We start from the raw sequence: 26,495 nt of genomic DNA, 5'->3' as shown, positions 1-26,495 counted from the left end.
GAAAAAAAACCAGCCAGGGGCATCGCCTCTGGCTGGTTTTTGATAACGCGGCTCGTCAGCCGCGTATCAGGTCCGACTCGAAGTTCGATTAGAACTTGTGACGGATACCCAGGCTGACCATGACCTGGTTGTTGGTGCTCGACTGGTTGCCGTACGAACCGATCGAAGCCGTTGCCGACACGAGGCCGCCGCCCGGAGTACGCTGGTTGCCGCTTGCGTGCTGCCATGCGGCAACCGTGTACACGTCGGTGCGCTTCGAGAGGTTGTAATCGCCGCCCAGCGAAACCTGGTTGTACGTCGCGCTTGCGTCGCCCGAGCCGTGCGTGTACGCATAGCCGAGACCGATCAGCGCTGCCGGCGTGAGCTGATAGCCCAGGTACGCGCGGCCGACGTTGAACTTCTGCGTCGTCGCGAAGCCCGAGTTCGCGTCCGGACGGTACTGTGCGTTGCTGTACGACAGGTTACCCGTCCACGGGCCCGTCACGTACTGAACCGCTGCCGATGCGATGCCGATCGACTTCGACGCAGCGTAAGCCGAGTTGATGCCGGCGAAGGTCGGGAAGTTGGAGTCAAACGTTGCGCCCGGTGCTGCCGTACCTGCCCAGCCGCCAGCAGCCGTACGCGTAGCCACCGAATTCGCATTGCTCGCATGCAGGTAGCCAGCAGCGATGCTGAACGGACCCGTTGCATACGTTGCCGCGCCCGACCACGTCTGGCCCGAACCCGTCGCGCCTGCGACGCCGCCCAGAGCATACAGACCTTCGATCTGGAAGCCCGACCAGACCGGCGACACGTACTTCAACGAGTTGATGACGCGGAAGCTGTTGTCGTTGTTGTCGACGTCGCCCGGCGTAGCGAACGTGCTACCGAAGTAGTTGTCGCCCGTCAGCGGCTGGACCATGTCGACCAGCGGGTCGTACTGACGACCAGCCGTGAACGTGCCCCAGACGTCGCCCGTCAAACCGACGTAAGCCTGACGACCGAACATCGAGCCACCTTGCTGCAGCTTGCCGGTGTTGATGTCAAAGCCATTTTCCAACTGGAAAATTGCCTTCAGGCCGCCGCCCAGGTCTTCCGTGCCCTTCAGGCCGAAACGGTTACCTTGGATGTTGCCGCCAAACAGTTGAACGAGGCTGCCGCCGTGCGGCGTAGCGTTGTTCACGTACTGGATCGATTCATCCAGCACGCCATACAGGGTCACGCTGCTTTGCGCGTGTGCGACACCGGCGACGCCGAGGAGCGCCAGCGAGAGGGTAGACAGTGCGATTCGTTTCATCCATTTCTCCACGCAGATGATTGTTCGTTGTTGCGGAAAGCAGAATAGCTCAGCGCATCCGCCGGGTAGAAACGGAAAAAAAAGAGTGTCGCCAAAAACTGACAATCGATGCAAACCCTTGTATCTAAAGCCCATCAACGATTATTTCTGTTTGCGCAACATTTATTGGTCTGGTGCGCATTATTGTTGATTCGCTGATAGTGACCGGATGACTTAACGCACTTTCGGCATCGATTTGCATGCTAAATGTAATCTGGTCGTCTACACGTCCGCTCAACTTTGTAGTGAAAACATAAAAGAAATAGTCGGCGAAATGACTAGCCAGGCTGGACAGAAGAAGCGCGTTGTGTCCAAGCGCAGTCGAGTGGTTTGACGGCGCAACACGTTTCAGCGCCTATCGGCGCCACGGCGCGCCACGGCCGCGGCCGTGAGTCCCGCGGCGGCCGCGAGCAGCACCGAGGTCCACGGGTTGCGTCGCACGTAGCGGTCGGCGGCCGTCGCCTGGCGGCGTGCTTCGACGATGGCCGACGCCGCGAGACGGGTGGCTTGCGCTTCGACGTCGAGCACCTTGCGCGTAACGTCCACCGCGGTCTCATGCGCGGAGCGCGTTTGCGCGGCCAGGCCGATCCCTGACGGCGGCAGCGGCGCGGTCGTTTGGATGGCAACACGCACAGCCGTGCGAGCCGACGAAACGGCGTTCCCCGCAACGGTCGATGCCGCCAGCACCGACGCGAGCTTCGCGCGGCTGCCCGGCGGCGCTTCCCCCTGCATGCCCCAGCCGCCGCGCGGATCGTGCAGCCTGCCGCGCGCCGCCGAGAACTCCGCGCCGAGCAGCAGCACCAGCGCAGAGAAGTACAGCCACATCAGCAGCACCGCGAGCGAGCCGGCTGCGCCGAACGCGCTGGCCATTCCCGCATGCGCGAGATAGAGCGCGAACAGCTTTCTGCCGCCGGTGAACAGCACGGCCGCTACGACGCCGCCCACCAGCGCATCGCGCCACAGCACCCGAGCGTCGGGCAGGAACTTCAGCAGTGCGGCGAATGCGAACATCAGCACGAGCAGCCCGACGCCGAGCTGCAGCAGATTGCCGATCACGACATAGGGCGAGTCGCCCCACAGCCACTCGCCGATAAAGGCGATGACCGTATCGAGCACCAGCGACACGATCAGCAGGAACGCGACGCCGAGCACGAGTCCGAACGAAATCAGCCGTACCCGCACGAGCGCGAGCCAGCTGGCCGTGCGCGGCCCGGTGTATGGCCACACTATATTGAGCGCGCTGTTCAGCGACGAGAACGTCGCCGACGCGCCGATCGCCAGCAGCGAGAACGAAATGATCGTCGCGATGCCCCCTTTGGCGCCCGCGTGATGCGCGTTCTCGACGATGGTCTGCACGCCGGCCGCGGCCTGGTCGCCGATCAGGCCGTTGATGTGGCCGAACAGTTCGCCGCGCGCGGCCGCCGGGCCGAAGAACCAGCCGGCCACCGCGATCACCATCACGAGCGTCGGCGCGAGCGAAAACGCCGCATAGAACGCGATGCTCGCCGCCATCTCCAGGCAGCGGTTCTCCGTGAATTGCCGCAGTGCGCCCATCGCCCAATTGGCCTGGTGACGCGCGGCCTGCTGGAGGTTCTCGCGAGAAAGGGTATCGATGTCCATGATCGTGTCTGAATCGTGACGGCGCTTTCACGGTGTTTGCCTTGTCGCTTTTCGCAAACCTCGTGCCCGTCACTATACAAGTTAAGCGGCGGGCTTCACGGCCTGTTTTCATGGCCTGCTTCGATGGCCCGTTTCGCGGCCGCCCGCGCGTACCGCTAGAATGCAGCGGATTAATGTCATCTTTCCGCTCATCATGCATTCGCACGAACTCGTACAGCAACTGGACGTCATCGAGCGCGACCAGTGGCGCGCGCATTTGTCCGCGCATGTCATCGAACAATTGCCGGCGCACGGAATCACGGTGTTCGCCGTCACCGACGACGCCTCCGACACCGCCGCATTCAGCGCGCGCTATGGCTTCGGCCTCGAAGACTGCGCGAACACGATCGTGATCCGCTATAAGAAAGACGGTGGCGAGCACTTCGCGGCGCTGGTGTCGCTTGGCTCGCGGCGGCTCGACATCAACGGCGCGGTGAAGGCCGCGCTCGGCGCGCAGCGGCTGTCATTCGCGAAGCGCGAGGCGGCGGTCGAGCATAGCCAGATGGAGTTCGGCGGCATTACCGCCTTCGGTCTGCCGGCCGACTGGCGCGTGCTGGTCGACGCCGCGGTGATGGAGCGCACGCAGATCGTGATGGGCGCCGGCGTGCGCGCGGCCAAGCTGCTGATGTCGCCCGACGTGCTGCGGCAATGGCCGCGCTGCGAGGTGGCGACGCTGACGTTGCCGGCGGACTGAAACCCGCAACCTTGGAGTAGCACTGAAGTTTTCCGCCGTCGCGCCGTTAATCCCGACAACGACATGAAACGTTTGCGGCTGTCCGCTCGCGCCGACCACCGCAAACCACGACAAGGGATACGGAAGATGGAACGGTTTCGCCTGAAAGTGCGACTGTGGCTCGCACTCGCGGTGATGTGCATGGGGATTCTGGCGATCGGCCTGTGGGGCGCGTACAAGACGCGCGACACGATGATCGCCGATCGCGAAGACGAGCTGAAAAACGTGGTCAGCATCGCGTACAGCGTGCTCGATCGCTACAACGCGCTCGCCACGGCCGGCACGATGCCGCTCGCCGACGCGCAGCGCGCCGCGATGGACGACCTGCGCGCAATGCGCTACGACGGTGCCGGCGGCTATCTCGTGCTCGAAGACAGCCGCGCGCACGTGCTGATGCATGCCACGCGCGCCGACCTCGTCGGCAAGGACATGAGCACCGTCACCGATCCTGACGGCCGCCATGTGTTCAAGGAAGGTTCCGAACAGACCCAGCGCGAAGGCGAGGCATTCGTCCATCTGATGTTCCCGAAGCCCGGCACCAACCGGCTCGCGCCGAAGAGCAACTACATGCGCCTTTATAAGCCGTGGGACTGGACCATCGTCACCGGCGTGTTCACGGACGACATCGAGGCGGTGTTCTACCGCACCCTCGCGCAATACGTGATCGCGGCGCTGGTGCTTTGCGCGCTCGTGTCGCTGGTGATCGGCGTGATCGTGCGCAGTATTCTGCGTCAGCTTGGCGGCGAACCGGCGTACGCGGTGCAGATCGCGTCGCGTATCGCGGACGGCGACCTCGACGTGATCGTCGACACGAAGACCGGCGACAGTACCAGTCTGCTCGCCGCGATGAAACGGATGCAGCAGCGTCTCGCGCAGGCGATCGAGCAGATTCGCAGCGGCGCGACGCTGATTTCGTCGGTATCGAACGAGATCGCCGCGGGCAATTCGGACCTGTCGCGCCGCACCGAGCAGCAGGCGGCCGCGCTCGGCGAGACCGCGTCGAGCATGGAGCAGATCACCGCGACCGTGCGTCAGAACGCCGACAACGCGAAGCAGGCGAGCCAGCTCGCGCACAACGCGTCGGAAACCGCGGCGCGCGGCGGCGCGGTGGTCGGTCAGGTGATCGACACGATGCGCGGGATTTCACAGTCGTCGCATCGGATCGGCGACATCATCGGCGTAATCGAAGGGATTGCGTTTCAGACCAATATTCTCGCGTTGAACGCGGCCGTCGAGGCGGCGCGCGCGGGCGAGGAGGGCCGCGGTTTCGCGGTGGTCGCGGGCGAAGTGCGTACGCTCGCGCAACGCAGCGCGGCGGCCGCGAAGGAAATCAAGGCGCTGATCGAGGAATCGGCCGCGCAGATCGCGGGCGGTTCGGAGCACGTCGGACGCGCGGGCGACACGATGCAGGAAGTCGTGCAGGCGGTACGTCGTGTCAACGACATCATGGGCGAGATCAGCGCGGCGTCGGTCGAGCAGACCTCGGGCATCGAGCAGGTCAACATCGCGGTCGCGAGCATGGATCAGACGACGCAGCAGAATGCGGCGCTCGTCGAGGAAGCGAGCGCGTCGGCCGATGTGCTGAAGACGCAGACCGGGCAGTTGTCGGCGGCGATCGCGGTGTTCAAGTTGCCGGAGCAGCGCTAAAGCGCCAGGCCGCGTTGTCGATGCACGCGCGAGTATTCACCGCACGCGCGCTCGCAACGCGCTGCGTATCTCACGCGAAGCCGATTCCCGCGCGGCTCAACAATTGGCGGTTGCGCTCCGACCGGTTCTGCATCCGCAACTCTTTGCCCGCCTTGCGATAGCGTTCGGCCAGCCCCTGCAACGCGGCGAGCGCCGAATGATCGGCGAGCAGCAGGTGACTGCAATCGACGGTCACGCGCGCCGGGTCGCGCGCGGGATCGAACAGCTCGTGAAAACGCGTCGTCGACGCGAAAAACAGCGTACCGCGCGGCACATAGCAGACCCATCAATGGATTCAGATGGGCGACGAGCGCAAAGGCGATGCATTCGGGCACCAGCGCGAACGACGAGGACAGGCCTGCGAGCACATTGCTGCGAATGCCTGACAGCCAGGCGGGCCGACCGGAAGCGGGACTAGCGATGATCATGTTTTACGAGGTGGCGCGCGAGCGCAATGCTGAGGCCCGCATGGGCTGCGCTGAACGGGCTTGGCAACGCGCGCGGCTGCGCAAAGGATGCGTCCGCGGGGCGCGGACGGTTTGCGAAAGGCGTGGATCTTACCGTAGCGCGATGAATGGCGCCTGCGAAGCGGGCGGGAACGCGATGGCTTGAACGCGCGGCGCGGATCTGTCGTGCATTCGCGCGGCGCGCGCGCACCACAAATCCGCACGAGCGGAGGCTCCGCTCAGATACTCAGATAATCAGTCGGGACACCTTCGTGCCTTCGAGCGACACCCCGGCCATCAAACCGCCATTGGTCAGCACGAAAGCCTGCACCGGGCTCGTCGCGGTCGATGAATCGACCGCGCCGTTCGCGCCGACCTTCAGCACGGCGACGGTCGCATTTGCGCCGACCGCCCAGCCCTGGCTGTGCATGAATTCGTCGAGCGCTTCCTGCGTCATGAACAGAAACACGAGCGCCTTCGACTGGGCGCCGATCTGCAAGCCGAATGAGCCTGCGACCGTGCTGAAGTAGCCGACCGTGCGGCCGCCGATGCGCATCGCCCCTTCACCATACTGTGCGCCGACCCAGAAGCCGGCCGAGATCACTGACGGGAACACCAGCACGCCGCGCGCTTTCGCAACGAGGTCGCGCGAACCGTCGACGTTTTCGTAGAGACGTGCGAGCGTCGAGTCGACGCCCGCGTTGATCGTGTCGCGCTTGCCGGCATTGGCCGATGGTGATGCGTTCGAGGACGGCGAAGTCGTCGTGCAACCGGTGAGGCTCAGGCCTGCGACGGCCAATGCAGCGCTGCCGGTCATGATGAATTGTCGTCTGCGCATGACTGTTTTCCTTTGCGTTTCTCACGCATGTTGTACGTTATCGAAGAGTGCGGCGAGTTGCCTGCCTTGCTTTGCTTTGTTCTCATTTGCGCACGAGAGGTTCCGTGCGCGCGATGATTGTCGTTGAGCGGGCATGCCGCGACGTGCGACGCACGCTTCGCGGGCATTTTCAGCCGACAAAGTAGCAGGGAACGTGCCCAAGCGCCGCGCCGCCTTGCGCTAGGGCGGCGCGGCCATTTGCAGTTCGCGGTTTCGCGCGGCTTGCTGTTGCGCGTCGTCGCTACACCGTTGGGCGAATGTTCTGGTTATGGCGGAATAGGTTGTGCGGATCGTAGCGGTTTTTCAGGGCGACGAGGCGCTCATAGTTCGGCCCATAAGCATCCGCGATGCGGCCGCCTTCTTCCTCCGTCATGAAGTTGACGTACACGCTGCCTAGCGCGAACGGGCGCGACGCATTGAAAAAGTCGCGCGCCCATGCGACGCAGCGCTCGTCGTCGCGCGCGTCGTCCCAGCGGCCGTGCACGTTCATCCCGTAGAGCGTCTCGCGGGCCGGGTAAGCGGTCGCGTCGACCGCGACGCGCTGCGTTTGCGCGCCGATCAGCCCGAAGAAAATTTCGCATTGCGCGGACGGCAGCGTGTCGATCGCGCGGATCAGCGCGTCGATCAGACCATCGTCGATGGTGCCGAGGTTGTGCGACTTCCAGTAGTTGCGCGCGCCTGGCGTGAGCAGCGGATCAAAGGCCTGTTGCCACATTTCATAGGGCATCGGACCAAGATGTTCGCCGAGCGGCTTGCCGAAGCCGCGCACGGCTTCCACCGCGGCTGGACCCTTGTCGACCGGCCCGTTGTAGCACATCGCGAACACCAGCACGGGTTTGCCGTGCACCTCGGGCGGCAGGAAGGGCAGCGGCGGCGCGAGTCGCGCGACGGCCCATACGGCGAGCTCGTCGGGCATCGCGGGCGTGGCGTCGCGGTATTTGATCAGTGCTTCCTTCGCGTCGGCGAGCGGCAACACGACAAGGCCGCCATAGACGAGCGGGCCGACCTCATGCAGCGCGAACTCGAATAGCGTAACGACGCCGAAATTGCCGCCGCCGCCGCGAATCGCCCAGAACAGATCGTCGTGCGAGGTCGCGCTCACGTGGCGCAGCTCACCGTCGGCGGTGACGATGTCGGCCGCGACGAGGTTGTCGATCGTCATGCCGTAGCGGCGGCTCAGCCAGCCGAAACCGCCGCCGAGCGTCAGACCCGCGACGCCGGTCGTCGAGTTGATGCCGAGTGGCGTCGCGAGTCCGAATGCCTGCGCTTCGTGATCGAAATCATGCAGCGTCGCGCCAGGTTCGACATACGCGCGCCGTGCTTGCGGGTCGATACGCACCGATTTCATCGTGGATAGATCGAGCACGAGGCCATCGTCGCACACAGCGCTGCCGCCAATGTTGTGGCCGCCGCCGCGAATGGCGAGCGGCAGGCCGTTGTCGCGCGCGAAAGCAACGCCGCTGCGCACGTCGGCAACACCTGCGCACCGCAGGATCATCGCGGGAGTACGGTCGATCATCGCGTTCCAGATGCTGCGCGCCGCGTCGAAGCCCGGCGTGTCGGGCAGCAGAAGCTGGCCGCGCAATGTGGATTTGAATTCGTCGACGGCGCTGCTGGAGATAGTAACCATGTTGTACCTCGTCGGAGAGGGGAGGGCGCTCGCAGAACACTGCTCGGCAGACCAAACAAAATGCGGGCGTGAATGAAAGCGGATCGAGAGGTTCGGCTGCGTGCAGTAAACGGGGCGGCGCGTCGAAGTCAAACAAAGGTTTACCCGCGTACCGAGGCAATCCCGCGCAGGAGCTCGCGGGGACAGGCGTTTGCGGGCCGCGCAACGACGATACGCGGCGGTAGCGCCAAAGATGGTGGGAATGCTCCGGAAAAAACGTGCGCGCCGATGTGTTGGTTATCTGACGCGCTGGTGGTTGCGCCACGACACTTTGGAAACCGTGTGGGTCGCGATCGTGTGCGGCTGAGGCGCACGTTCGACGACCGTGCGAGGCAGCGCGCATCGCCACATCGCTTTTTGCGACGCACACGCGTTATGCAACGACGCGCAATGTTTCGCGCGCGCATTTCGTGATTTTCATTGCGTTGTCTATTGTATTGCTCTCATTCCGATTTTTGAATTTTCATTTTTATGTGCGAATGGCCACATGAATAAACGGACGATGTTAAATGGCCTGAATTCGTCAGATAAAACCACATGTTAATTTTCTTTTTGTCGGTTAAATTGCATCGCGGGTGATAGTTTTCGCTTCCCGTCTGAAGAATCTGGATTAGAGGATTTGACGGGCGCCTCGTCGTTTCCCCCTGCCTGGCAAGCCGTATCGCCAATATCGCATAGCGTGGTCTAACGCACGGTCGCGCGATTGCACTGCGAATAACTTCAACGTCCATCAAGCCTCGCTGTGCGGCTCTCACGATCAGGTGCGCGCACGGCCAGCCCATTCTCTCGAAGCACGCCAAATCGGACCGGGGATTTTCCGTGAGAGAAGTATTTAGTGCGAGCGCATTTTAAATTCGCATTAGGCGAAGTTGCGCAAAGGCTTTGACTTTCGTTTTTTTGACGAGCGGAGATTCACTCGTTAATTGGACCGGTCGCTCAGGGGAAATAATTAGGAGGGTGAAATGAAAAAGCAAAACGGGGACGCGTGGATACTTGGCACGCGGCGGGCGGCTTTGGCGGTCGCGGTCAGTCTTTATGCGGCGATGGCGGGTGCGCAGACGAATTCGGGGAGCACCGCCGCGCCGGCAACCAATCCTGGAGTGATGGTGCTCGCTGAAGCGAGCGTGCACGGCGGATGTCCGTCGGGCGGCGGGCCGGGCTGCACGTCGCAGGGATTCGGACAGCTCGGGGCGGGCGCCCTTGGCATCGCGGCGGCGGGGCTCGGCCCGACGTCGTCGACCGGTTCGTCGCCGGGCAACGGGACGTCGTCGACGGGCGCGGGCAGCAGTGGCGGAAACAGTTCGGCTAATTCCGGCACGGGAGGGCTGGGTTCGGGAGACACCGGCGGCAACAACGGCAACGGCGGATCTGGCAACAACGGCAACGGCGGATCTGGCGGCAACGGTAACGGCGGCGCTGGAAGCGGTGGCGATGGCTCGGGGAATGGCGGCACGGGCGGCGATGGCGGCAACAACGGTGGCGGTGATAACGGCGGGGATGGTGGGGACGGTGGTGGTGGGCATGGGCATGGCCATGGCCATGGCGGTGATGGTGATGGCGGTCATGGCCACGGCCACGGTGGCGATGGTGACGGCGACGGCGGTCACGGCCACGGCCACGGTGGTGATGGTGACGGCGATGGCGGTCATGGACATGGCCATGGTGGTGATGGTGACGGCGATGGCGGTCATGGACATGGCCATGGTGGTGATGGTGACGGCGATGGCGGTGATGGACATGGCCACGGCGGCGATGGCGATGGCGATGGCGATGGCGGTCATGGTCATGGCCACGGTGGTGATGGCGATGGCGATGGCGGTCATGGCCACGGCCACGGTGGCGATGGTGACGGCGACGGCGGTCATGGCCACGGCCACGGTGGTGATGGTGACGGCGATGGCGGTCATGGACATGGCCACGGCGGCGATGGCGACGGCAACGGTGGTCATGGCCACGGCCACGGTGGTGATGGTGACGGCAACGGCGGTCATGGCCACGGTGGTGATGGTGACGGCGACGGCGGTCATGGCCACGGCCACGGCGGTGATGGTGACGGCGACGGCGGTCATGGCCACGGCCACGGTGGTGAGGGTGACGGCGATGGCGGTCATGGCCACGGCCACGGTGGTGACGGCAGTCACGGCGAAAGCGGTCACGGCGACAGCGGTCATGGTGACAGCGGCCATGGCGATGCTGGCCACGGTAGCAGCGGTGGCGAAGGCAAAGGCGGTTCCGGTAACGGCGGCCACGGTGGCGAAGGCGGCGGCCAGGGCAGCGGAGGCTCTGGACATGGTGGCCATGGCGGCGAAGGCGGCGGCCAGGGCAACGGCGGTTCCGGCAACGGTGGCCATGGCGGCGAAGGCGGCGGCCAGGGCAACGGCGGTTCCGGACACGGCGGCCATGGTGGCGAAGGCGGTGGCGGCCAGGGCAACGGCGGTTCCAGCAACGGTGGCCATGGTGGTGAAGGCGGTGGCCAGGGCAGCGGCGGTTCCGGACACGGCGGCCATGGCGGCGAAGGCGGTGGTGGCCAGGGCAGCGGCGGTTCCGGACACGGCGGCCATGGTGGCGAAGGCGGTGGCGGCCAGGGCAGCGGCGGTTCCGGACACGGCGGCCATGGCGGTGAAGGCGGTGGCGGCCAGGGCAACGGTGGTTCCGGCAACGGTGGCCATGGTGGCGAAGGCGGTGGCGGCCAGGGCAACGGTGGTTCCGGCAACGGTGGCCATGGTGGTGAAGGCGGCGGCCAGGGCAACGGCGGTTCCGGACACGGCGGCCATGGCGGCGAAGGCGGTGGCGGCCACGGGAACGGCGGTTCCGGCAACGGTGGCCATGGCGGTGACGGCGGCGGCCAGGGCAACGGAGGCTCCGGACACGGCGGCCATGGCGGCAACGGTGGCGGCTTCGGCAGCGGCGGCTTCGGAAACGGCGGCTTCGGCAGCGGCGGCTTCGGAAACGGCGGCTTCGGCAACGGCGGCTTCGGAAACGGTGGCCACGGAGGTCATGGCGGCTACGGCGGCGGTGGTTCCGGCAATGGTGGCCACGGCGGCAGCAACCACTAAGCAGTCGCAAGAGTCCCGCGAACCTCGCGGGACTCCTTCCAGGAGAGCAGGCCGGCGCCGCCCGGCCCCCACACCAATCCCGCTCGAGCACCGCGGGAAGTTTGCCGCGAAAAACCCAGCAAGAAACCCAGCAAAAAACCCAGCTAGCGAATCAGCAAACCAACCCGCAAACAAAAACCCAATCAGGCAACAAAGTGGACGGCCCCCGCCGTCCACTCAACCCCTCAACTCGATCACCCTCTCCTGCACCACCAGAAAAACCCTCTCCCCCGAAACGCGCCCCGTCTCACGCGCGCCTCCAGTAAAGCTCCCGAACGCCGGCAGCACCCCCCGATCGATCCCAAAGCGAAAGCACGGCACCCGCACTGAATCGGTCCGCGTCGCGATCCGATAGACCGGATGCACATGCCCCGCGAGCACATACGCGCGATCGACCGCATGCGGGTGATGACACAGCGCCCACGCCCCGAAATGCCACGGCTCGCGCACAGACTCGACATCCAACGTAAGCGGCAACGCACCGGCATGCCGATCGTGATTGCCTTCGACTAGCACCACGCGCAGCGACGCATGCCGCGCGCGCCACGCATGCAACGCATCGAGCGTGAGCGCCGACAGCGACTCGCGCGCATGCAGTAGATCGCCGAGGAACACCAGCGTCGCCGGCTCGAACTCGGTGATCAGACGATCGATCCGCAGCAGATTCTCCGCAGTCGAACCAGTCGGCACCGGGATGCCGCGCGCGCGAAACACCGCATCTTTGCCGAAATGCGCATCGGCGATAAAAAGCGCGCGCAGCACCGGATCGAAACACGCGCGCAAGCTCGATAGAACGAGAGGTCGTCCGCCGACGTCGATCGCAAGCGAGGTCGCCGTCATCGTTGCGCCGCCCTTTCGAGTTCTGCCAGCATTCGCTCGACGCGATCCGCGAGCTTCTCGGTGCTGAGTTTTTCGCGCAGGCGTCCGACGATCAATGGAAACGCGAACGGCGTCGGCTTCCTGGGCCGCGTGAGCACGACGCGGCTCGCGTTCATTCGTTCGAGCGCAATACGAATGCGCCGCACGTCGAGTTCCTGCAGCAGTACTTCGGTATCGGCCTGGCCCAACAGCAGATTGCCGCGATCGTGCTGACGAAAGATCTCATAGAAAAGCCCGCTGGATGCCTGCAATTGCCGCGCGCTTTTCTGCTGTCCCGGATGCGCCTGGAATACGAGTCCCGACACCCGCGCAATCTCGCGAAAACGTCGCAAAGAGAGTTCGGACGAATTGAGGCTCGCAAGAATGTCGTGGTCGAGTTCGTCAGGTGAGAGCAGGCCATTGTGCAGTTGCGCGTCCCAGTCGAACGCCTGCGCGCATAGCAATTCGAAACCGTAGTCGTTCATCGAAATCGAAAACGTGCCGGGTTTGTCGCGCGCGACTCGCCACGCGAGCACAGCACCAAGCCCAATATGCGCGGTGCGCCCTGCGAATGGATAGCAGAAGAAGTGGTGACCCTCGCGCGATTTCAGCAACTCGATGACCAGCACGCCCGGCTCGGGCAATGCTGACCACTTCTGCTGCAATTCGAGCAGCGGCCGCACCGCGCGCATTTCCGGTTCGTCGTAGATGTCGTCGGCGGCGCGCGCGAGTATCGTCAGAGTCGCGTCGGCGAGTTCGGACGATAACGGCATGCGGCTGCCGGCCCATTGCGGCATTGCCCCACGCGATGAGCTCGCACGTCGCACCCACGCCGTCATGTCCTGCACGCGGATCAGTTCCAGCGCGCGGCCGCCGAACGTGAACACATCGCCGGGCTTGAGTCGCGAGATGAACGATTCCTCGATGGCACCAATGCGCCCGCCCGATAGATACGCCACATTCAACGTGCCATTCGCGAATCGTGCCTATATTGTTGCGATGCCGGCGCGCGAGATCGTTGCGCGGCACGCGGTACAGGCCGTCGCTATCGCGCGCGACGCGATGGTAGTCGGGATACGCCCGCAGCGTCGCGCCGCCGCCTTCGACGAAATTCAGCGCCCAGTCGAACTCCTGCTGCGTCAAATCGCGATATGCATAGGTATGCAGAAGTTCGTCGTACAGCTCGCGCGCATCGAAGCCGCCGCCGATCGCGACGGTGACGAGATGCTGAACCAGCACGTCGAACGGCTTGTGCGGCGTATCGCGGCTTTCGATCTGCCGTTTGTCGACGGCTTCACGCGCGGCCGCCGCTTCGATCAATTCGAGCGCATGCGTCGGCACGATCGTCACCCGTGACGGCAAACCGGGCGCGTGTCCCGAGCGGCCGGCGCGCTGCATCAAACGCGCAACGCCCTTTGGCGAGCCGATCTGGAACACGCGTTCCACCGGCAGAAAATCGACGCCGAGATCGAGACTCGACGTACACACCACAACCTTTAGCAAGCCGTTCTTCAACCCGCGTTCGACCCACTCGCGTACCTGCTGATCGAGCGAGCCGTGATGCAGCGCGATCACGCCGGCCCATTCGGGGCGCGCGTCGAGCAGCGCCTGATACCACACCTCGCATTGCGAGCGCGTGTTCGTGAAGACAAGCGAGGTGCGCGCTTCGTCGATCGCGCGCGCGACCGCGTCGACCTGACGCATGCCCATATGACCGCCCCACGGAAAGCGCTCGATCGTGTCGGGAATGATCGTATCGACGATCAGCGCCTTCGGCAGCGCGCCATGCACACTGACGCGCGGGGTCGCGACCGGCGCGAGCAGGACTTCGGTCGCGAACGACAGATTGCCGAGCGTCGCCGACAGCCCCCACACCTGCAAGCCGGCCCGCCAATGCGTGAGACGCGCGAGCGCGAGTTGCGTCTGTGTGCCACGTTTGTTGCCGAGCAGTTCGTGCCATTCATCGACGATCACGAGCCGTACCTGAGACAGTACTTCGCGCGCATCGGCGCGCGTCAGGATCAGCGTCAGACTCTCGGGCGTCGTGACGAGCGCGGACGGCATGCGCCGATTCTGCCGCTCGCGTTCGGCGGCCGACGTATCGCCGGTGCGCAGACCGACGCTCCAGGGTACGGCGAGTTCGGCGGCGGAGCTTTGCAACGCGCGCGCGGTGTCGGCCGCGAGCGCGCGCATCGGCGTGATCCAGAGCACCGTCAACGGTTCGGGATGCTTGCGGGGCGTCGACGCAGCGCTAGCGAACGCGGTGAGCGCGCCGAACCACACCGCCCAGGTTTTGCCAGCCCCGGTGCTTGCGTGCAGCACACCGCTCGCGCCAGCGGCGATGTTGCGCCATACCTCGCGCTGAAACTCGAACGGCTGCCAATGGCGCGAAGCGAACCATGCGTCGAGTTTGTCCGCGAATGGGCGGCGCGCTGCGTCAGGTGAATAAGAGGGGAACGGCAGCGGCTCGAAGGCGGGTTCGCGCGCATCGAGCCGCGCCTGTTGGGCGCGGCTGCGCGGAATCCTGCGCGGCCTTGGCGCGCGAACGCGCTCGTCGGAGGGCGCCGGGGCGGCGGTGGAGTTGTCAGCGGGGTCGTCGGAATTGGGCGGCTCGGTCATCGAAAGCGTTCTCAACGGGTGTGGCGGATTCGTGTGCCGGCGACTCGCGCCGCATGTTCATGTGGACCGCGGGGTCGCGCCGCGGTTCAGCGAGGAGCCTCACAGGCGCGCAACGACCCGCGGCATCCGGCAATATTTGGGAGCCTCGGCCGACACCCGATCCGTTACAATCAAACGGACTACCCCACTGGAGATTAGCTTTGAAATCACTCGTTGCTTTGCTGGCCGCAGCCGTTCTGTCCTCGACCGCGATGGCTGCCGCGCCGACCACGGAGAAGCTGCCGTCCGGCGTCATCGTCGAACATCTGACGCAAGGCACGGGCCCGCAACCGTCCGCGACCGACGTGGTAAAAGTCAACTACCGCGGCACTCTGCCCAACGGCACTGAGTTCGATAGCTCGGCCAAGCATGGCGGGCCGGCCACGTTTCCGCTCAATCGCGTGATTCCGTGCTGGACGCAAGGCGTGCAGAAGATGAAAGTCGGCGGCAAGGCGCGACTCACGTGCCCGGCGGCGACCGCATACGGCGATCGCGGCGTCGGCCCGATTCCGCCGAATACCGATCTGACCTTCGAAGTCGAACTGGTCGACATCGTCAAGTGAAGCGCGCGAGCGGCGCTAAAGATGCACTGCCACCGAGCCTCGCTGCGCCAATCGCAGCGGGGCTTTTTTATGGGCACCGAATGGCGCGCCAAGGGGATTCACCATGAAACGTGACAGAAGCATCGTGCAGGTGGCCAGCATTGGATTTACCGGCAAGAGCGCCCAGAAGTTCTTCGGTTTGTTGAAAGACGCCCAGGTGCGCACGGTGCTCGACATTCGCCTCAACAACACGTCGCAACTGGCGGGCTTTGCGAAAAAGCAGGATCTGCCTTTCTTTCTCGAGCAGTTGTGCGATGCGGCGTACGTGGAAATACCGGAGCTGGCTCCCGAGCCGGAACTGCTCAAACGCTACCAGGGCAAGCAGTTGAGCTGGGAGAACTTTCGCGAGGAATATCTCGACCTCATCGCGCGCCGCCGTGTGGAAAGCAATCTGGATATCGCGCTATTTGAATCGAGTTGCCTGCTTTGCAGTGAACATTTACCACATCATTGTCACCGGATGTTCGCGCTCGAGTATCTGAACCAGCACTGGAACAATCGTCTTTCCGTTACACATTTGACCTGACCGCCGGCGGTCGGCCGGGTTACGTTTTCCGCCTCATCGCCCGGCGGCTTTCCGTGCCGGCAGGTTGACCTCGCTGGTACCGCCGGAGTTTTCCATCAGTAGCCCGAATAGTAGGGTGGCGCGAAACGTGGAAAAACACGACCGATACGCACGTTATTTCAAGTCGAGTCCCACTCGCTCGTCTACTATCTACTCACGCGCGGCTCCCTGTATTCGTCTCGCCCTATCGCCGGCCGCAAACCGGACGTGATTACGCGCGCCAGGAGCGCCTGCCATGAATATCGACTTCCATTACGGCGTGGTCTACATTGCCGCGCGCGTCGGCGGCATGACGGCCGGCGATGCGCAAACCGTCGCGCATGCCTGCCAATACGTCGACGACGCAACGACGAGCGGAATACTGCGGTTCAAAGGCGGCGAGACATTCGAGCGATTCGCGACCGCGCACAAGTTATTCGATTACGCCAATACCGAGAACGACCAGAATCGGCTCGTGTGGGCGCCGTTTCATTTTCTGCCGGCCGGGGTGGGTGACAGTCTCGAGGAAAAGGCGGTTTGCCGGCCCGACAGTGAGGTCGCGCGCGAAGTCGTGCGGCGCGCGATCCGGCAGCGCGATTCGGAGACCGCGTTGCACAGGCTCGGCGTGACGCTTCATACATATGTCGACACCTGGGCGCACCAGGGATTCGCGGGCATCGAGAGCCCGTGGAATCGCGTGCATCTTCTCGAAGCGCAGGACTGCACGCGCAAAGGCTGGCTCGCGAGCCTGGAACTGGCGGTCGCGCATCTGACCGAACGCGTCGAGACGGACGTTCTGACAATCGCGTTGCCGGTCGGCCACGGCGCCGCGTTGCACTATCCGGACCAGCCGTGGGCACGCTGGCATTACATCGAAGGCTGCAATCACTTCATCTCACGACATAATTTGCCGGATTTCGTGCAAGCGGCAGACATGAGTTGCCGTGTCGTGCGAGCTTATCTGGCAGGACGTGAAGATTTCGAAAACCAGCCCGGCATGCCGGAGGACGTCAAAGACGCACTGACCCGACTGCTCGATACGAACCGCGAACCCGACGACAATCTGCGTCTGAAAACCGTTTGCGAATGGGTGAGTACCGGCCGTATTCCGGGTTTGAAAGAACTCGTGCCCGGGTATATCGCCAAAGGACACGGTTCGTGGAAGTACCAGGCCACCGGTTTGTTGTGCGATGACGACACCGGGGACAGACCGGAGTGGACGACCACCTTTGAGAAGAGCGACTACCGGCTCTTTCACGACGCGGTCAAACAGCACCGTTTCGTAACCACCCAGGAGATCTTGCCCGCGCGCGGATTACGCATTGCCTGACTGGTCGCCCGCATTCTCCAGTTACTGCATTTTGGCTTGCTGATGCGGCGCGGCCTGAGCCGCCGCCTGCTGTTCTTCCGCGTGCTTTTTGGCCACATGCCGTCCGACGATACAGCCGCCGACGGCGCCGACCACCGCATGATGTCCCGCATAGTGCCCGGCGACACCGCCCACTACCGCTCCTTTCAGGCAACCGGCCGCGTTCGCGGTGCCTGCCATTGCCAACGAGACTGCCAGTGCCCCCAGGGCGGTCCGAATAAAGCCAGCTTTCATCGCAAGTACCATCGTGTTTGAGTGGATCGAAAATAGGGTGGCCCGGCGTCTTTTTCAATAGCCGCCGCGAGCAGGGCGGCTGACAAAGGACTCTCCTTTGGCTATTCATCCGCCGCTGGGCCCGGACACGAAGTGTAAATGGTCTTGAACAGAGCAGGAGCAACAGGTGCTGCAAGATCGGTAACGGCACGTTACCGGAGCAGGGCTTTGCACGCATCGTCAGAGGCGTTTCGCACGAGCTGGAATCCGTTTGCTATAGCGGGCCACCAAAAAAAAGACCGTTTTCAATTAAAAAGTGGGCTACTCTCCTTTGAATATCCAAATGCCGGGCTATAGTAGAAGCGACTAATGCCAGAAAGCATGACGGCGCGCTTTTTCTCGCCGATGCGGATGACGGGGAAACACAAATGACGCCATCGAATGCAGCGATCTATCAGACCAGGACTTGCACGCCGGAGTCGTTGCGTACGCTCGCGGGGTTTCTCGAATTGGCACTCGACGAGGGAAAAAGCGTGGTCGTCATGCGGATCGGCAAGCAGGCGCGCAGCGTTTATGTCGGAAATCCATCCGGTGCATTGGAGGATTTAACGGAATCCGGTGTCGTCGACGCTTTCCAGGCGGATGAAATGCTGGTACTGACCCGCCTCGGCCTGAACCGGATAACGGCGGACGGTCAACACTACCGTTTTATACGGAGTGTGAGGTACATTGCCGATCGCCAGGTCGTCGTTTTTACACCTATCTGAGTGGTGGAACCGAAATGAAAAAGAAGAATCACGAGGGAAGGAAAAGGAAGAAAGCTTCGATGACCCGGTAGAAAACCTGAAAGCTTTGTTATTTTGAAAGCTCAATCGGCGCTCGTATCGATGTACTGAAGCTCAGGATAGGTCAATAGACTGCCTTTCTTCCGTCATTCATGGCATAGTTCGACGATTACCACATAAGGAGCAATCAAATGCCTTCGTTAGAGCAAATCCAAGCAAAGCTTAAGAAGCTCCAGGCGCAAGCTGACGTTCTCATTGCCAGAAAAGCACAAGCCGCGGTCGACCAGATTCGCGAGTTGATGCTCAAGCACGGTCTCACGACTGCCGACATCGAAGCACAGGCAAAGGCACGACGTGTTGCGCGAGGTCTGAATGGCAATGCGGGTACGGGACGGGGAAGACCTGCTGGCGCGAGCAAAGCCGCCAAGTCGGCAACGCCGGCGAAGTACCGCGACCATAGAACCGGCGCGACCTGGACAGGTCACGGCCGCGCGCCCGGCTGGATCGCCGGCGTGAAGGACCGCACGGTGTTCCTGATCGACGCTGCGAGCGCAAGCAAAGCCGCGGCTGCTCCCGTGTCGAAGCGCGGCAAAGGTCAGCCGAAAGGCGCCCAGCCGCCGAAGTACCTGGATCCGAAAACTGGTGCGACCTGGAGCGGTCGCGGTCCGGCGCCGGCATGGCTCGCTTCCGTTAAGGATCGCAGCAAATTCCTGATCGATGGCGCGAGCGCGGCTGCTGCGCCGAAAGCGGCAAAAACGGCGGCCAAGAGCGGCCAGGCGAAAGCGACCGCAAGCGCCGTAGGCAAGAAGACCACGGCCAAAAAAGCAGTGGCGAAAAAAGCAACGCGCAAGACGGCCGTGAAAAAGACCGCGGCCACAAAGGCAACGCCGGCAAGTCGGAAAGCCGCGGTGAAGAAAACCGCCGGCCGCAAAAGCGCGGTGAAGATGGCAAGAAAAGCACCGGCCCGAAAGGCTGCCGCAAAGAGCACGGCCGCGCCCGTCGCAGCGGCTACGCAAACGCCCGAAACGCAGGCAGGCGCGTAATAGCCGCGGAGTCGTGAAGTAGATGGTTAGCACCTTCGATGCATCCCGGCAGGAAGATCAGGTCTTCCTGCTGGACTCCGTTCCTCATCCGGCCGCCGATGCCGCCGAGCCATTCATCGTCGCCAGCGATCGCCGTGTAATCCTCACTTATCCGATCGCGGAGTCGGACTTTGAACGGTTCGGGCCATTCGATCCCGACGACGATCCTTTTTGCGCGGTGTTGTTCGCCGACGCCGTGTTTCATCGTCTTGGTCCGCCGGGCGATGACGATCTCGCCATTCATCCGCTCTCGGCGCAAGGTCTCGCCGGCTACGCGGTGCATGAAGTCGTCAATTCGTCGTTGTGCGCGGAGATTGCCGCCGTCGCGACGGACTCTATCGCCATTGCTGCTGCGGCACCGGCGAGGCGACATTTCGTCATTACGTTTCGGGCATCGACGTTCGAATGCGTGGCGTCGGACTATACGGTCATCGGCGTATTCGGCGCGGGTGAAATAGCAAGTCGCGAGGCATTCGCATTGGTCAGATAAGGCGTTGGAACCGGAAAGCAAGGCGCGGTCCCGATGCGGGCACGCGCCGTGCATGACGGGAAGATCGTGAAAGCCAGGCACGAGTCCGGCACGTTCCTGTCGCACGAGGGGTGCGCGTGCCGTGATCCGCCGCCTGCCATCGAGGCCACGCATGCTGACCATTGTTATTACCGCGTTCGTCACGCTGGTGATCGTTCTCGTGATCGCCAATCTGTCGAGCGGCGAGAAGAAAATAGAACACAAGATCGAGCGGCTCTATAAGAGCGAAGATCCACAATTCCTCCGCTCGATGGGTCTATTGCTCGGTCCACCCGTGGTGGCGGGTAATCGCTTCGAGATGCTGCTCAACGGTGACCAGATCTTTCCGTCGATGCTCGAAGGCATTCGGTCGGCGCGCGAAACCATCACATTTGAAACGTTCATTTACTGGTCCGGCGAGATCGGCGAGCAGATTGCGCGCGCGCTTGCCGATAAGGCGCGTGAAGGCGTCGCCGTGCATGTACTGCTCGACTGGGTCGGTTCGTCGAAAATGGATCGGCGCTATTTGGAACTGCTGCGCGAGGCCGGCGCCGAAGTGGTCAAGTATCACAAGCCGCATTGGACCGGACTCGGTCGCATGAACGATCGTACGCACCGGAAACTCTTGGTGATCGACGGCCGGATCGGTTTTACGGGCGGGGTCGGCATTGCCCCGGAGTGGACTGGCCATGCGCAGGACGAAAAGCATTGGCGCGATACGCATTTCCGCTTGACCGGTCCGGCGGTCGCCCATATGCAGGCCGTATTCATGGATAACTGGATCAAGGCGACTGGCAACGTATTGCACGGTCCCAGGTATTTTCCGCACATCGACGCCGAGCCGAAAGGAGCGGGCGAGGGTTTCGCGCATATGTTCAGCAGTTCGCCGTCGGGCGGCAGCGACGACATGCGGTTGATGTACCTGATGGCCATCACTGCCGCCACGCACAGTTTGCGGCTTGCGAGCGCGTACTTCGTGCCCGACCAGCTCACCATCAACGCGATCGTCGAAGCCGCGAAACGCGGCGTCAAAGTACAGATCGTCACGCCGGGAAAACGCATCGACACGCACACGGTGCGCGAAGCCTCGCGGGCGTGCTGGGGCGATCTATTGGAAGTAGGCGTCGAGATCTACGAGTACCAGCCGACCATGTTCCATTGCAAGCTGCTGGTGGTCGACGAGTACCTGGTGTCGGTCGGCTCGACGAACTTCGATAACCGCTCGTTCAAGCTGAACGACGAAGCGAACCTGAACATCTACGATCGCGATTTCGCCAGGCAGCAGACCGCCGCGTTCAATGACGACATCGCGAAGTCGAAGCGCATCACACTCGAAGCATGGACGCGGCGTTCGATCACCGAGAAGATCGTCGAAAAGTTCGTACGGCTACTGGACACGCAGCTGTGAATACCGGCGCCAACGTGTCGAGGCGCCGACGGATCAGTGAACGGCGCTGCTGAGGTACGCTTCAATGTCGGGCCGCGCGGCCAGTGTGCCGTGGTGTTGCTCAACGGCAGTCACATCGACGAGGCGCGCTTTCGCGTGCCGATACGCATTGGCAAAGCCGCGCAGTTGCTGCGTGACCGGACGATCGTCGAGCCGGCGTCGTGTGAGCGCTTGCGCGATGCTGCAATCGATCAACGCCAACTGGGTGTCGATATAGTCGATGCACAGCTCGCGGCAGCGCGAGGATGCCGCCGCGACGCTCAGCAGTGCCGGCACGAGCGAGATCGTCAGAAAACCCCCCGCTGGGATGCGGGCGAGCGCGGCGGGTGAGCCGAACAGGTCGGCGCGCAGTGCGTCGAATACGGCTTGCGTCCAGATTGCGCGCTCCTGTTCGAGCGCGCGACGCCGCCGCGCGAGCGCATCTTCAGCGTGCGGATCGGCAATGCGGCCTGCGTCGACCAGCAACGCCGCATCGTCGCGTTTGCCTTGCTGTATACACGCGCTGCCGACGTAGATGGCGCTGTCGCCGCGTTCAGCCAGCACCAGATATTGCAGGCTGTCCGGCACGAGCGGGTCGAGCGGCACTACCTCGCAGGTCAGCGGCTTGCCTTGCAGATGAATCGCGCAGCGTCCGTCGTCCGCGAGAGCAGGGCAGCGAGCGAGCGACGGATAGTCGAAGCCCTGGGCGACGATGCTGAAGGTGTCCCCAGCGCGATACAGCAGCGTATCGGCGAGCGCCTCGAACGCCGCGCAGTCGGCGTCGTCGAGCACCGCTTCATGCCGGCCGACACGCAGCCGTTCGCCCGGCCGCCTGCGCGCCACGCGTCCGATCGCGATGCAGCCGATAAACCGGTCGGGATGGCGAAACAACTCAGCCAGCGTCATCGACGGCGGGCTGTTGCAGCATCGACCGCACGCGGAGCAGGAAAACGAAAACGTGTTCACCACGGCCGACGCACCGAGTCCTGATAACGGGTGAGGATGAAATGCGCGACGTCATTCGAATGATAGGCGGCGACCAGTTGCGCGACCCATGCGTGCTGGCGATCGCTGTCGCGCACGGTCAGCACGTTCGCGTACGGCGAGCGCGCGTCTTCGAGACTGAGGCCGTCGCGCGCGGGGCGAAGACCCGAGCGCGCGGCCGTGTCGCTGTCGATCACAGCGAACGCGACGCTGTTCAACGAGTCGTACAGACGCGCGCGCGGCACCTGACGAATCTTCAGACGGAGACGGTTGCTCGTGATGTCGGCGAGCGTCGCGTGCAGGCCCGCGCTGTCGCGGAACGTCAGCAGCGTTTCGTTTTGCAGAAGGATCAGCGCGCGTGCGGTGCCGGCGGGATCGTCGGGAACCGCGATCGTCGAGCCGCGCTGCAATTGGACGAGACTCGTCAGCTTACGTGAATAGAGCGCAACCGGAAACGTGACGGTCGTGGCCACGCTCGTCAGTGCATAGCCATGCAATTTGCGTTGCGCGTCGAGCGCGGGTTCGTCTTCGAAGCTCGCGACGTCGATCTGTTTCGCGACGAGCGCTGCGTCGATCCGCGATGGCTGATCGAACACGACGACGTCGAGCGCCAGACCCTCGGTCGCGGCGACGCGGCGCACTTCGTTCATGATCTCCGCTTGCGCGCCCGAACTCACGCCGACCCTGATCGTCTGCGCGGCAGCATGCGCGGGTTCAGGCAGCCACGCAGTCAGCACCGCGAGCGCTAGCGCGGCAATCGCATGTCGCTTCATGATTGATCCCTCGACACCGTGCGAAAACCGATATGCGAAGCCGGCAAATCGGCTTCCTGCTGCTCGCGCGACGCTGCGCGATACCTGACGCAATAGTCGCGCGCGCACAGGAACGAGCCGCCCTTGATGACCATCGGCGTATCGTGCCGGCGACTGAGCGGCGCCACGGCCGCTGTATCGCCGTTCGTATGCGACTGGTGCGGACCACTGTACACGTCCTTGGTCCATTCCCACGCATTGCCGATCATGTCGTAAAGCCTGAAGTCGTTCGCCGCATAGCAGCCGACCGGTGACAGGCCGACATGACCATCCTCGCTGGTGTTGAGCACCGGAAACACGCCTTGCCAGTAGTTCGCGCTCGGCCTGCCGTGCGCGTCGCGTGGCGCGGTGTCGAGATCCGCGCCTTCATGGCCGGCTTTGCCCGCGTATTCCCATTCGGCTTCGGTCGGCAGATCGCGGCCGAGCCAGTGTGCGTACGCGAGCGCATCGGCCTGCGTGACCATCGTCACCGGTTGATTCATGCGGCCGTCGAGATTGCTGCCGGGGCCGCCCGGATGATTCCACGCGGCTCCTTTGACCCAACTCCACCAGGCGAGATCACGCGCGTTCATTTCCTCGGGCGTCGGCGTGTGAAAAACGACCGCACCGCCCTGGCGCTCCGCATCGCTGACGTAGCCGGTCGCGCGCACGAACGCGGCGAACTGCGCATTCGTGACGTCGGTCTGGTCGATCCAGAAACCCGCAACGTGCGTCTTGCCGTCGCCGGCCGGGCGCTCGTCTTCGTAACCGAGCTTGCTGCCGAACACGAAGTCGCCGCCATGCAGATGCACCATGCCGGCTTGCGGGTCGTCGCGCCAGCGCGCGGGCAGGCCCGAGTAACGCTCGCATTGCTGTTCGGAGCCGAGCGCGGCGAGTGGCCGCGAGCGGTTCAGGCTGTCGAATGCGCTGGACGGGCCGCCGCCGAATACCACCGCGCTCGCCGCACCGATGGAAGGCGCGGCAAACGCGGCGGCGAATGCGACCGCCGCGAGCGCGGCGTATGCGCCATACAGCGCAACGCCGCCTTTGAGCTTGAATGAAAACGCCATCGGGTGCTCAGTAGTAACCGCGCGGACGCAACGGCTCGACGCCGCCGACGCTAGTCATATAGTCGTTCCACTGCTGCACGAGACCATCGATGATCGACGGATTCTGCGCCGACACGTCCTGCGTTTCGCCGCGATCGGCGTTCATGTCGTACAACTGCCAGTGACCGTCGACGGGGCCGAGCGGCGGTTCGGTCCACAGGGCTTTCCAGCGGCCGTCGGCGCTGCGCAGATAACCGCGGCCGTAGGCTTCGTCGCCGAACGACGCACTATGCACGGGCGCCGTGCTCCGATCTTCGAGCTGCGGCAGCAGCGATTTTCCGGTGATCGGATACACATAACGGTTGTTGTAAACCACTTTGCCCTTGTTCTGATCCACGCCGGTCAGCGTATTGATCAGCGCGGGCGCGGGCGTGGTCGGCGGCGCAATCTGCGCGACCGCGAGGAACGTCGCGGTGTTGTCGGTCACGTGCGTGAATTCACGCAGCGTCGGCTTCTGCGAAGTCTGTCCCGGCAGATGCACGATCAACGGCGTCGACACGCCGCCTTCGCCCGAATAACCCTTGGTCAAGCGGAACGGCGCCGCGCTCACTTCGGCCCAACGCAAGCCGTATTGCAGACGTTGCGCGTTCTGCTTGCCGTTGTCGGTGCCGAGTTGCGAGTAGGTCGGATCGGCCGCGTTCGCGATGTCGGTGGCGGTCGGGTCCGCGCCGGAATCGATCGGCCAGCCTTCCGCGCCGTTATCCGACTGGAACACGATGAACGTATTGTCGTATTCGCCGATATCCTTCAGATGCTGGATCAACAGGCCGATGTTGTGATCGAGGTTCTCGACCATACCAGCGTAGATTTCCATATAGCGTGCCTGCGCCTTCTTCTCGGCCGGCGACAGGCTGTCCCACTTCTTGTTCACGAAGCCGGGACCGTAATCGGTGTAGCCCTGCACGGCGCTGTTCACGGCGCTCACGTATTTCGCGTTCGTGGTGCCGTTGTTTGCTGTGGCCGGACTCGCGGCCAGCGTCTCCGTTGCGCCGCCGTACGGCACGAAGTCCTGCGGGATGATGCCGAGCGCTTTCTGCCGGGCGATACGCGCATCGCGGATCGCGTCATAACCGGCATCGTATTTGCCGACGTAATTGTGCAGATAAGGATCGGGCACTTGCAGCGGCCAGTGCGGTGACGTATAGGCCGCGTACGCGAAGAACGGCTTACCGTCGCCCTTGTTCGAATCGATATAGGAGATCAGGCGCTGCGTGTAGAAATCCGTCGAGTAGAACACGGCTGGGCTGCCGCCCGCGCCGCCCGGTTGACCGGGCTGGCCCGGCTGCACGTACTTGCCGTCTTCGGTGTAGTTCTTCGAGCCGGCCAGTTCGTGCGCGAAGTGATTGGACGCGGCGCCGCCGAGCAGCGCGTAGCTGTGCTCGAAGCCCCATTGGTCCGGCGTCTGCCCGCTGCCCGTCGAGCTGCCGACGATGCCCGAGCCGATGTGCCACTTGCCGGCCATGTATGTGTGATAGCCGCCGTCCTTCAGCAACTGCGCAACCGATAGCGCGCGATCGTTCAGGTAGCCTTCGTATCCCGGCAGTCCTTTGCGCTCGTCGGTCGGCGCGCCCATCGTGCCTTCGCCGACCAGATGGTGATCGGTGCCCGAGATCAGCATCGAACGCGTGATTGCGCAGACGGTGCCCGTGTGGTGATTCGTCAGGATGCGGCCGCTTTGCACGAGCGCATCGAGATTGGGCGTGTTGATTTCGCCGCCGAATGCGTGAATGTCGGAGTAGCCGAGGTCATCGGCCATGATGTACAGGATGTTCGGCCGCTTCTGCGCGACGACCGGCGCGGACGCGGGTGCCGCGCTCGACGCGGCGGACGCGCTCGGCAGGTTGTCTTCGCCGCACGACGCGAGCGTGACGAGGCTCGCTACGGCGGCGCCGATCATGCCGAGACGCATTGAAGGGCGATAGCTGGTACGGCGAAATCGAGGTGTTGTCATTGTTATTGCGGACCGTAGGGTAGGGCCGCCGATGTTAGCAATGACGTTATAAAGGCCAAACGAACGATTTCTGCGTTGCTATCGACGTTTGTCGATATAGCAGACAGTAGATGCCAGGGGCGAACATCGCCAGTT

General features: G+C 63.5%; 21 protein-coding genes and 2 pseudogenes. 9 read left to right on the top strand and 14 right to left on the bottom strand.

Going from position 1 to position 26,495, the window contains the following annotated elements:
• Nucleotides 1-88 precede the first annotated feature (88 nt).
• Entirely contained in the window at nt 89-1,276 is a 1,188-nt protein-coding gene (locus BC1002_RS22290; protein WP_013092251.1) for a porin, read from the bottom strand.
• Nucleotides 1,277-1,663: 387 nt separating this feature from the next.
• Entirely contained in the window at nt 1,664-2,935 is a 1,272-nt protein-coding gene (locus BC1002_RS22285; protein ID WP_013092250.1) for a YihY/virulence factor BrkB family protein, read from the bottom strand.
• A gap of 193 nt (nt 2,936-3,128) precedes the next feature.
• Between BC1002_RS22285 and BC1002_RS22280 the strand changes: the two genes are divergently transcribed.
• Nucleotides 3,129-3,668 carry a YbaK/EbsC family protein gene (locus tag BC1002_RS22280; RefSeq protein ID WP_041735369.1) on the top strand — a complete coding sequence of 180 codons (540 nt, stop codon included), beginning with the start codon at nt 3,129-3,131 and terminating at the stop codon, nt 3,666-3,668.
• A gap of 126 nt (nt 3,669-3,794) precedes the next feature.
• Nucleotides 3,795-5,354 carry a methyl-accepting chemotaxis protein gene (locus BC1002_RS22275; RefSeq protein WP_013092248.1) on the top strand — a complete coding sequence of 520 codons (1,560 nt, stop codon included), beginning with the start codon at nt 3,795-3,797 and terminating at the stop codon, nt 5,352-5,354.
• A 70-nt stretch (nt 5,355-5,424) separates the two neighbouring features.
• On the opposite strand, the gene BC1002_RS22270 is transcribed toward BC1002_RS22275, so the two are convergent.
• The 7 genes and pseudogenes from BC1002_RS22270 to BC1002_RS22240 all read right to left on the bottom strand — a co-directional run bounded on the left by BC1002_RS22270 (nt 5,425) and on the right by BC1002_RS22240 (nt 14,957).
• A complete protein-coding gene (locus tag BC1002_RS22270) occupies nt 5,425-5,667 on the bottom strand; it encodes an STAS domain-containing protein (protein ID WP_041735076.1) in 243 nt (80 codons plus the stop codon).
• Nucleotides 5,668-5,671: 4 nt separating this feature from the next.
• Nucleotides 5,672-5,821: pseudogene (locus BC1002_RS39785) on the bottom strand (SulP family inorganic anion transporter); the annotation flags it as partial.
• Between the two features lie 265 nt (nt 5,822-6,086).
• Nucleotides 6,087-6,677: a BPSL1445 family SYLF domain-containing lipoprotein gene (locus BC1002_RS22260; RefSeq protein WP_013092247.1), complete on the bottom strand. Its 591-nt coding sequence runs from the start codon at nt 6,675-6,677 to the stop codon at nt 6,087-6,089.
• A 280-nt stretch (nt 6,678-6,957) separates the two neighbouring features.
• Nucleotides 6,958-8,346 (bottom strand): FAD-binding oxidoreductase, encoded by a 1,389-nt coding sequence (locus BC1002_RS22255; protein WP_013092246.1) that lies wholly within the window; start codon nt 8,344-8,346, stop codon nt 6,958-6,960.
• Between the two features lie 887 nt (nt 8,347-9,233).
• A complete protein-coding gene (locus BC1002_RS39405) occupies nt 9,234-11,423 on the bottom strand; it encodes a hypothetical protein (protein ID WP_157874733.1) in 2,190 nt (729 codons plus the stop codon).
• A gap of 234 nt (nt 11,424-11,657) precedes the next feature.
• The gene (gene pdeM / locus BC1002_RS22245) at nt 11,658-12,320 is read right to left on the bottom strand and encodes a ligase-associated DNA damage response endonuclease PdeM (protein WP_013092244.1); all 663 of its coding nucleotides are present in this window, start codon (nt 12,318-12,320) and stop codon (nt 11,658-11,660) included.
• Nucleotides 12,317-14,957, bottom strand: a pseudogene (locus tag BC1002_RS22240) (ligase-associated DNA damage response DEXH box helicase). Before BC1002_RS22240 ends, pdeM begins: the two are co-directional and overlap by 4 nt.
• Nucleotides 14,958-15,208: 251 nt before the next feature.
• On the opposite strand from BC1002_RS22240, the gene BC1002_RS22235 reads away from it, so the two are divergent.
• The 3 genes from BC1002_RS22235 to BC1002_RS22225 all read left to right on the top strand — a co-directional run bounded on the left by BC1002_RS22235 (nt 15,209) and on the right by BC1002_RS22225 (nt 17,472).
• On the top strand, nt 15,209-15,559 hold the full coding sequence (locus BC1002_RS22235; protein ID WP_373685682.1) for an FKBP-type peptidyl-prolyl cis-trans isomerase: 351 nt from the start codon (nt 15,209-15,211) through the stop codon (nt 15,557-15,559).
• A gap of 103 nt (nt 15,560-15,662) precedes the next feature.
• Nucleotides 15,663-16,124, top strand: a complete 462-nt coding sequence (locus BC1002_RS22230) for a DUF488 domain-containing protein (protein WP_013092240.1) — start codon at nt 15,663-15,665, stop codon at nt 16,122-16,124.
• Nucleotides 16,125-16,398: 274 nt separating this feature from the next.
• A complete protein-coding gene (locus BC1002_RS22225; protein ID WP_013092239.1) occupies nt 16,399-17,472 on the top strand; it encodes a DUF6765 family protein in 1,074 nt (357 codons plus the stop codon).
• 21 nt (nt 17,473-17,493) lie between these two features.
• Here BC1002_RS22225 and BC1002_RS22220 read toward each other — a convergent pair whose 3' ends face one another.
• Nucleotides 17,494-17,745, bottom strand: a complete 252-nt coding sequence (locus tag BC1002_RS22220) for a hypothetical protein (RefSeq protein WP_238537949.1) — start codon at nt 17,743-17,745, stop codon at nt 17,494-17,496.
• A gap of 407 nt (nt 17,746-18,152) precedes the next feature.
• Here BC1002_RS22220 and BC1002_RS22215 point away from each other — a divergent pair, with 407 nt between their 5' ends.
• The 4 genes from BC1002_RS22215 (at nt 18,153) to cls (ending at nt 21,507) form a co-directional block, all read left to right on the top strand.
• Complete coding sequence (locus BC1002_RS22215) at nt 18,153-18,491, top strand: hypothetical protein (RefSeq protein WP_013092237.1); 339 nt, start codon at nt 18,153-18,155, stop codon at nt 18,489-18,491.
• Between the two features lie 209 nt (nt 18,492-18,700).
• Nucleotides 18,701-19,552, top strand: coding sequence for an H-NS family nucleoid-associated regulatory protein (locus BC1002_RS22210; protein ID WP_013092236.1), 852 nt, complete (start codon nt 18,701-18,703; stop codon nt 19,550-19,552).
• Between the two features lie 22 nt (nt 19,553-19,574).
• On the top strand, nt 19,575-20,081 hold the full coding sequence (locus BC1002_RS22205; protein ID WP_013092235.1) for a hypothetical protein: 507 nt from the start codon (nt 19,575-19,577) through the stop codon (nt 20,079-20,081).
• A 151-nt stretch (nt 20,082-20,232) separates the two neighbouring features.
• The gene (gene cls, locus BC1002_RS22200; RefSeq protein ID WP_013092234.1) at nt 20,233-21,507 is read left to right on the top strand and encodes a cardiolipin synthase; all 1,275 of its coding nucleotides are present in this window, start codon (nt 20,233-20,235) and stop codon (nt 21,505-21,507) included.
• A gap of 33 nt (nt 21,508-21,540) precedes the next feature.
• On the opposite strand, the gene BC1002_RS22195 is transcribed toward cls, so the two are convergent.
• The 4 genes from BC1002_RS22195 to BC1002_RS22180 are packed head-to-tail and all read right to left on the bottom strand — an operon-like array spanning nt 21,541 to nt 26,318.
• A complete protein-coding gene (locus tag BC1002_RS22195; RefSeq protein WP_013092233.1) occupies nt 21,541-22,494 on the bottom strand; it encodes a hypothetical protein in 954 nt (317 codons plus the stop codon).
• Nucleotides 22,488-23,282: a MetQ/NlpA family lipoprotein gene (locus BC1002_RS22190; RefSeq protein ID WP_013092232.1), complete on the bottom strand. Its 795-nt coding sequence runs from the start codon at nt 23,280-23,282 to the stop codon at nt 22,488-22,490. Before BC1002_RS22190 ends, BC1002_RS22195 begins: the two co-directional genes overlap by 7 nt.
• A complete protein-coding gene (locus BC1002_RS22185; protein ID WP_013092231.1) occupies nt 23,279-24,370 on the bottom strand; it encodes a formylglycine-generating enzyme family protein in 1,092 nt (363 codons plus the stop codon). Before BC1002_RS22185 ends, BC1002_RS22190 begins: the two co-directional genes overlap by 4 nt.
• A gap of 7 nt (nt 24,371-24,377) precedes the next feature.
• A complete protein-coding gene (locus tag BC1002_RS22180) occupies nt 24,378-26,318 on the bottom strand; it encodes an arylsulfatase (RefSeq protein WP_013092230.1) in 1,941 nt (646 codons plus the stop codon).
• Between the last annotated feature and the right edge of the window lie 177 nt (nt 26,319-26,495).

Origin of the sequence: Paraburkholderia atlantica (assembly GCF_000092885.1) — a bacterium.
Lineage (GTDB): Bacteria > Pseudomonadota > Gammaproteobacteria > Burkholderiales > Burkholderiaceae > Paraburkholderia > Paraburkholderia atlantica.
The sequence above is the reverse complement of the archived record's forward strand: the minus strand, read 5'-3'. Positions and strand labels throughout refer to the sequence as shown.